The sequence below is a fragment of the Wolbachia endosymbiont of Tuta absoluta genome (genome assembly GCF_059414725.1).
On record NZ_JBNRJY010000355.1, the window covers coordinates 1 to 6,335 of the forward strand.

Genomic DNA, 6,335 nt, shown 5'->3' on the forward strand with positions numbered 1-6,335 from the left:
CTGCAATGATTGAAACTGGAACTACTTCATATAATGTTCGTTTGCTTGACCTAAGATTCAGGAGCATTTAAACTGAATTTTATAAAGTACTAGAAATGATAGGAAATCTAAGAGGAATAGTTGATGAGGTGTGTAGCGATCACATAATCCTGAATGTGAATGATGTTGGCTACATAGTATATCTTTCAGCCAAAACTTTAAGTGCTTGTTCGATTGGAAGTAGAGTAAAATTACTTATCGACACTTATGCAAATAGCAGAGAAAACGTTACTCAGCTATATGGCTTTATAAGTAAAGAAGAACAGCAGTGTCTGCGTTTATTAGTTAAAGTGAGCGGTGTCAGCTATAAAACCGCAATGTCAATTTTGAGCAAATTAACTCCAGAGCAACTGTTTTTGGCAATTATAAATGAGGATAAACTAGCACTTAAGGTGAGTGGACTTGGCCTGAAACTCATAAATCGAATTATTACTGAGCTGAATGGCAAAGTAAGTAAATTAGAGATAAATAACAATCATTTTCACTCAATTAGTGAAGATGCTCTTTCAGCTTTGATCAATCTTGGATATGAAAGAACAAAAGCTTATGATACAATAAAAAAAATAGAAGATGAATCACCAAACTTGGACACTAAAGATATTATTCGTATGGCGCTTAAAACAATATGAAGTCAATATCATGTAGTAAGGAATACTCTGAAGATGTACGTAATTTAAATATCCGGCCTGAGCAACTTGATGATTTTGTCGGGCAAAAAGACTTAATACAAAATTTAAAAGTGTTTATAAATGCTGCACAGACGAGAGCTGAAGCTTTGGATCACGTATTGCTCTATGGTCCTCCAGGGCTTGGTAAAACAACTTTAGCACAAATTGTCTCTAAGGAGTTAAGGGTTAGCTTTCGTGCAACTTCTGGTCCATTGCTTAGTAAAGCTGGGGACTTAGCTGCAGTGCTCACTACTTTAAATGCAAAAGATGTTCTATTTATCGATGAGATCCATAGATTAAATCGTAGCATTGAGGAAGTTTTATATACTGCTATGGAAGATTTTTGCCTAGATATACTAGTAGGTGAGGGCCCATCTACCAGAACTTTAAGAATAGATTTACCACCATTTACACTGATTGGGGCAACAACACGGCTTGGACTGCTTTCTGCACCGCTGAGGGATCGTTTTGGTATTCCCCTGCATCTTGAGTTTTATTCTTTTGAGGAACTGATTGATATTATCAAAAGAGGTGCAAGAGTTCTTTGTGCTGAAATCGAAAAGGATGCTGTGCAGGAAATTGCCTGCCGCGCCCGTGGTACTCCAAGAATTGCTTTGAGATTACTCAGAAGAATAAGAGATTTTGTTGAAGTAAAAGATGATAAAAAAATTACCTGTGAAATTGCCGGTTCTGCACTATCAAAATTGGGTATAGATAAAATGGGACTAAATAAATTAGATATGGATTATCTGAGATTTTTGTTTAACACCTCAGGACCTGTTGGAATTGACACCATATCTATTGCACTATCTGAAGATGTTGGCAATATTGAAGAAACAGTAGAACCTTATTTAATCAAGGTCAGTTTTGTAAAGCGCACACCAAGAGGACGTGTTTTAACTGATCAAGCAAGGGAATATCTCAGCATTAATTCAGTGGTATGCTAGTATTATACTATATTTTATAACATTGTATAGTATTACATTAAACATTATAATATTCTTTTATTATATGATTTGCAGGTGTTTTAGAGGCAAATAAGAAAGTCTTCTGTTATAGTGAATATGTTCTTGAAAAATTACGTAATATATGCTAGGCTGTATATAGTATGAATGTAAAAATATCAATGATTTATTGATATTTTTTAAGATTAATACTTATTAAATACTTCATATTATAAGATTGAGTTATTGTATTTTATAGACTTAAGATAAAATGGTAAAAAGCCTTCTAAACAATTATAGAAACAGTAATTCAATTAATGGAGAAAAAGCAGTGAAAAATTTTTTAATCAATAACAACGAAGAGGACGGTAGCTCAATCTACATTAATCGAATCAGAGAGCAAGATCTCTCTGCAGAGCAGAAGCTCAATGAATTAAAAGGATTCATGGAGGAGCTTGCTAGGAAAGCTGAGCTCAAGAGAATAGAGCTTGAGCGTCAGGCTGCGAGTTGCATTGATGAAACATTATCTCAAGTAGAGCTACAGATACAAGATAATGAGGATTACTTTACTGATGATAATCAAGGGGTATTCGCAAATTTCTTTGAATCCCTCTTTAATCTTTTTGAAGTAAATGTAGATCCGAAAGTCTACAAAATGCTCAAGGAGAAGAAAGAGAAAAATCTGCTTCTTTCGATAATTAAGTTTTTGCGTGATAAGCTTAAGGAATTAGTTAAAAAGATCTTCAAAAAAGATTTAGATTTAAGTTGGGATAAAAGGCTAGACAAAGAGATAAAAGAATTGCAGGAGAAATTACTCAGCGGTGAGTTATCTCCTGAAGAAGAAATAGCAATACTCGAACGTTTGCAAGCGTTGCAAAATTTAAAATTGAAGCTTCAAACTTTTCTCGTGGGCTCAGTCATTGCAATGTTTGCAGAAATTTTTGCAGTTGATTTAGCAGCAGTAGTAGAGCAAGATGTAACTGAGGAAAAAAGAGACAAAAAAGCAGAAAAAACAGAATCAAAAGAAGTTCGTCAAGAAATAGAAACAAAAGTGAATGAAGTTGCGCCAGTTCACCTCTTTAATTTTTCATCTCAAGTTCCAATGCCAATCACTCTGAATAAGCAAGAACGTGCTATTTTACCAAAGCCTATAGAAAAATTAGTAGACACTCTACCTAAACCTGTTATAAGTCACAAAGATAGTGAAGTACAAAAACTGGAAAAAATGAATAAAGAAAAGAAAGAAGCAAAAGAAGAGAAAACTGAAAAACCAAAATTAGCTGTCTGTCCACCTGCTCCAGAGCGAAAGGAACACAGGAGAGTTAAAAGACAAAAATGTGATAAGGATACAAGGAGAACAAAGAAAAAAGAGCTAAATGGATCTTCCTGCGAGAGAAAGCTTGGTGATCAGCAAAAGTCTAATGCTGCTGTGGAATTGCCAGGAGGATTAACTGATGATGTGAGAGTTGAAAACCATGCTTCTTCAGTCAAAGAGAGAGGTGTGTAAAGGTTCTCTCTTTTTTTTTCATTTCAGACTGGTTTTTTATCTGGATTCCAGCATCAAGTGCTGGAATGACATGGCGGACAAGTAGCTCTCTCTTGTCTTCAAGTGGCCCCTTTGTTGTCATCTCAGTGCCTCCTCTCTTGTCATCCCAGTGCTTGACACTGGGATCCAGGAACTTAGTTTAAAAAAGTTGTCATTTCAGTCTAGGATCCATTTTCTCTTCTAGATTCCAGCGTCACGCGCTGGAATGACATCGTCTTGAATAAAATTTGAATGAAAACCGGTCTGTCATTCAGGTAGCCCTTCATTTTCATTCCAGTGCCTCCTTTGATGTCATCCCATTACCTCCTCTCTTGTCATCCCAGTGCGTGACACTGGGATCCAGAGAACTTAGTTTAAAAGAGTTGTTATTTCAGTTTAGGATCCATTTTCTCTTCTAGATTCCAGACTGGAATGACACCGTCTTGAATGGAAGCCAGTGCCAACGATGCGCCATATTACAATGTTCGTACAGTTGTGTACTCAGACACTGTCATCCAGACACAATTTCATCATATAAATCTTTCCATTCTTGATTTGTTTTTTCAATTAAGTTTATTTTCCATTTTCTCTGCCAGCTTTTTAGGAGTTTTTCTCTACTAATTGCTAAGTTTATCTCTTGAAATTCTTCAAAATAGACTAGTTTACAAACATTGTACTTTGACGTGAAACCAGAGATGGCTTTGCTTTTGTGTTCCCAAATTCGTTTAGTCAAATTTGATGTTATACCTGTATATAGGGTTCCATTGCGTTCACTTGCAAGTATATAAATATAATAACTTTTCATATATAATAAATAAATTTACTAGATTCCAGTGTCAAGCACTGGAATGACATTAAAGGAGCTACTTGATGACACCAAAGAGGCTATTCTTTGATACCAAAGAGGCTACTTGAATGACAAGAGAGGAAGTGCTGGAATGACATTGTCTTGAGTGCATAATGCACCAAAGGTTGTGTACCAAAAAGGTGTCAACCAATTTTAAAAGGCTGTCATGCAAGTGGCCCCTCCGTTGTCATCCAAGTAGCTGACACTGGGATCCAGAAAACTTAGTTTAAAAAAGTTGTCATTCCAGTTTAGGATCCATTTTTCTTCTAGATTCCAGCATCAAGTGCTGGAATGACATGGCGGACAAGTAGCTCTCTCTTGTCATCCCAGTGCGTGACACTGGTTTTTCATCTGGATTCCAGCATCAAGTGCTGGAATGACATGGCGGACAAGTAGCTCTCTCTCTTGTCATCCAAGTAGCTGACACTGGGATCCAGAAAACTTAATTTAAAAAGTTGTTATTCCAGCACTTCTTCTCTTGTCATCCCAGTCTGGAATCCAGGAGTATAAAAATGGTGAATAAAATTTATGTTAAAAAACTGCTTGTGCTGATAATTGATTCTTAATATACTCATTACATAATAATTTAATTCGGAGGCTAATATGGATGGTAATAATGATCCAAATAAAAAAGTACCTGATTCAGGGAGAACAAGGATTTATAAAAAAGATTTAGATCCAAAGAGAATAGATAATTTCAGCGATAGGATTAAGCGTGAACAAGAGCGAATGAAACAAAATCAATCCAGTAGTAGTAAGAGTGGTCAGAGCAGCAGTATGGGTGGCAAGTAATTATGTTGATTAATTAGAGAGGTGGCGTTATGCCTAATAAAAGTGAAATAAATCGAGAATTAGTAAAAGCATTTAATAGTATTCTTCGTTTCAGTAATGCTGTTGTTACTAATTTTACTGTAAAGAACGATCATATTGTTATCTCGTTTGATAATAATATGACTATTGATCAGTGCAAGGGGTACTTGAAAAGTATGAGAGAAAAAGTAGTAAAAAGATTTTGTCCGGATGAAAGTATTCTTGATGATAATTTGTATACAAAGTTTTTTCCTTTTAACTTTGATCAAGGAAAATCGACTGTAGGTAATAAATTTTTGGTGCCAATGAGAAAAGAGGTGGTTTCTAATCTAAAGTTTTTGCTAGCTAATGAACTTGCGCGATTTACAACAGATCTTATTAAAGAGCAAGAAAAAGAAGACAAAAAATCGGAACTAGGTTGTGAGGATCTATCAGATGATATAGAGGAGGAGATAGAAAATCATGTAGATTATAATATAATTGATGAAGTCTTTGATAAGGGATCTTATCTATATGGTGCGGAGTGTGTTGATAGAAATTTGCAACGTTCTTTTGTAGATTTGCTCTCATCGAGGATAAAAGGTTATGAAAATGGTCCTAAAAAAACTAAGGATTTTTTAGAAGAGAAAGGAAATTATGTATATCTAAAGAAAAGCATTTTTGATAATCCTAAGCTCATTAAAGACATAGCAAAGCATGAATTATCCTTTCATTGTCGTGATTTGGAAGTTTCAAGTACCGAGGATGAAATGAATGACACTCTGAAGTTCGCAGTTGTTGATTTTATTTGTAAGGCACTACCGCACCTACCAATTGATTCTATGTGGCATACTTCTCACAAAGAAAGTAAAGATGAGTTTTCAATTTTAGCTCCTGTTATTGATTGTGGTAATTACATAGAGTTTTTAAATGAAAAAGAAGTTGATCATATTAATAATAAGGTGTTTGGTGGTACAAAAGTATTGCGTGATGTAAAAGATGATATTGCAGAAAGAGGTCTTCCAACATATGGTGCCGAACAAATATATGCAATAGACTTTCGTAACCCAGACATTGCTTACTGTGTGATGGATAAGATCATGGAGAGCTCTTTAATCAGCGAAGATAAAGATAAAGTTAAATATAAGCTATCCATTGATCCTGCGCGTGTGCAAGCTATGAAACCACAAACTCTTGAAGAAAAAGTAGGGACGGATGGACCAAGTGCAGATAGTGGTTTTGCTGGTTCACCTAAGAATTCAGTTATAGGTAAATCACATAATGGAAACACAAGCAAATTCCTTAGGCCTGACTACTATGGTGAAGGTAAAGGTGGGGATGATGCTTCGGCTAAAGATAGTGGCTTTGGCCCTTCTTCAGCACGATCTTCTTTTAATAAGCCCGAAACAACATTTAACCAACCTTCTATATCACAGCCTGACCAATGTTCTGAAAAAAGCAGACATCAACTAGTAAAAAATCATCTTGCTGTATTTTATAGCTAAAGGAAATTAGGCTATTCA

7 protein-coding genes are annotated in these 6,335 nt (G+C 35.4%); 5 read left to right on the forward strand and 2 right to left on the reverse strand.

What is annotated here, in order from left to right; translation table 11 throughout:
- Window positions 1-95 precede the first annotated feature (95 nt).
- The 3 genes from ruvA to ACJ5GX_RS03740 all read left to right on the forward strand — a co-directional run bounded on the left by ruvA (window position 96) and on the right by ACJ5GX_RS03740 (window position 3,158).
- Window positions 96-668 (forward strand): Holliday junction branch migration protein RuvA, encoded by a 573-nt coding sequence (ruvA, locus tag ACJ5GX_RS03730; RefSeq protein ID WP_007302375.1) that lies wholly within the window; start codon window positions 96-98, stop codon window positions 666-668.
- Window positions 665-1,654, forward strand: coding sequence for a Holliday junction branch migration DNA helicase RuvB (gene ruvB, locus ACJ5GX_RS03735; protein ID WP_052265003.1), 990 nt, complete (start codon window positions 665-667; stop codon window positions 1,652-1,654). The genes ruvA and ruvB overlap by 4 nt, the downstream gene beginning before the upstream one ends.
- Window positions 1,655-1,922: 268 nt before the next feature.
- Entirely contained in the window at window positions 1,923-3,158 is a 1,236-nt protein-coding gene (locus tag ACJ5GX_RS03740; protein WP_495292715.1) for a hypothetical protein, read from the forward strand.
- On the opposite strand, the gene ACJ5GX_RS03745 is transcribed toward ACJ5GX_RS03740, so the two are convergent.
- The gene (locus tag ACJ5GX_RS03745; protein ID WP_180708358.1) at window positions 3,139-3,279 is read right to left on the reverse strand and encodes a hypothetical protein; all 141 of its coding nucleotides are present in this window, start codon (window positions 3,277-3,279) and stop codon (window positions 3,139-3,141) included. The two genes, ACJ5GX_RS03740 and ACJ5GX_RS03745, sit on opposite strands and share 20 nt — an antisense overlap.
- Window positions 3,280-3,687: 408 nt before the next feature.
- Entirely contained in the window at window positions 3,688-3,981 is a 294-nt protein-coding gene (locus tag ACJ5GX_RS03750) for a GIY-YIG nuclease family protein (RefSeq protein ID WP_139686762.1), read from the reverse strand.
- Window positions 3,982-4,626: 645 nt separating this feature from the next.
- Here ACJ5GX_RS03750 and ACJ5GX_RS03755 point away from each other — a divergent pair.
- The gene (locus tag ACJ5GX_RS03755) at window positions 4,627-4,815 is read left to right on the forward strand and encodes a hypothetical protein (protein WP_264336132.1); all 189 of its coding nucleotides are present in this window, start codon (window positions 4,627-4,629) and stop codon (window positions 4,813-4,815) included.
- A gap of 29 nt (window positions 4,816-4,844) precedes the next feature.
- Entirely contained in the window at window positions 4,845-6,317 is a 1,473-nt protein-coding gene (locus tag ACJ5GX_RS03760) for a hypothetical protein (protein ID WP_495292716.1), read from the forward strand.
- The last annotated feature ends 18 nt before the right edge of the window (window positions 6,318-6,335 follow it).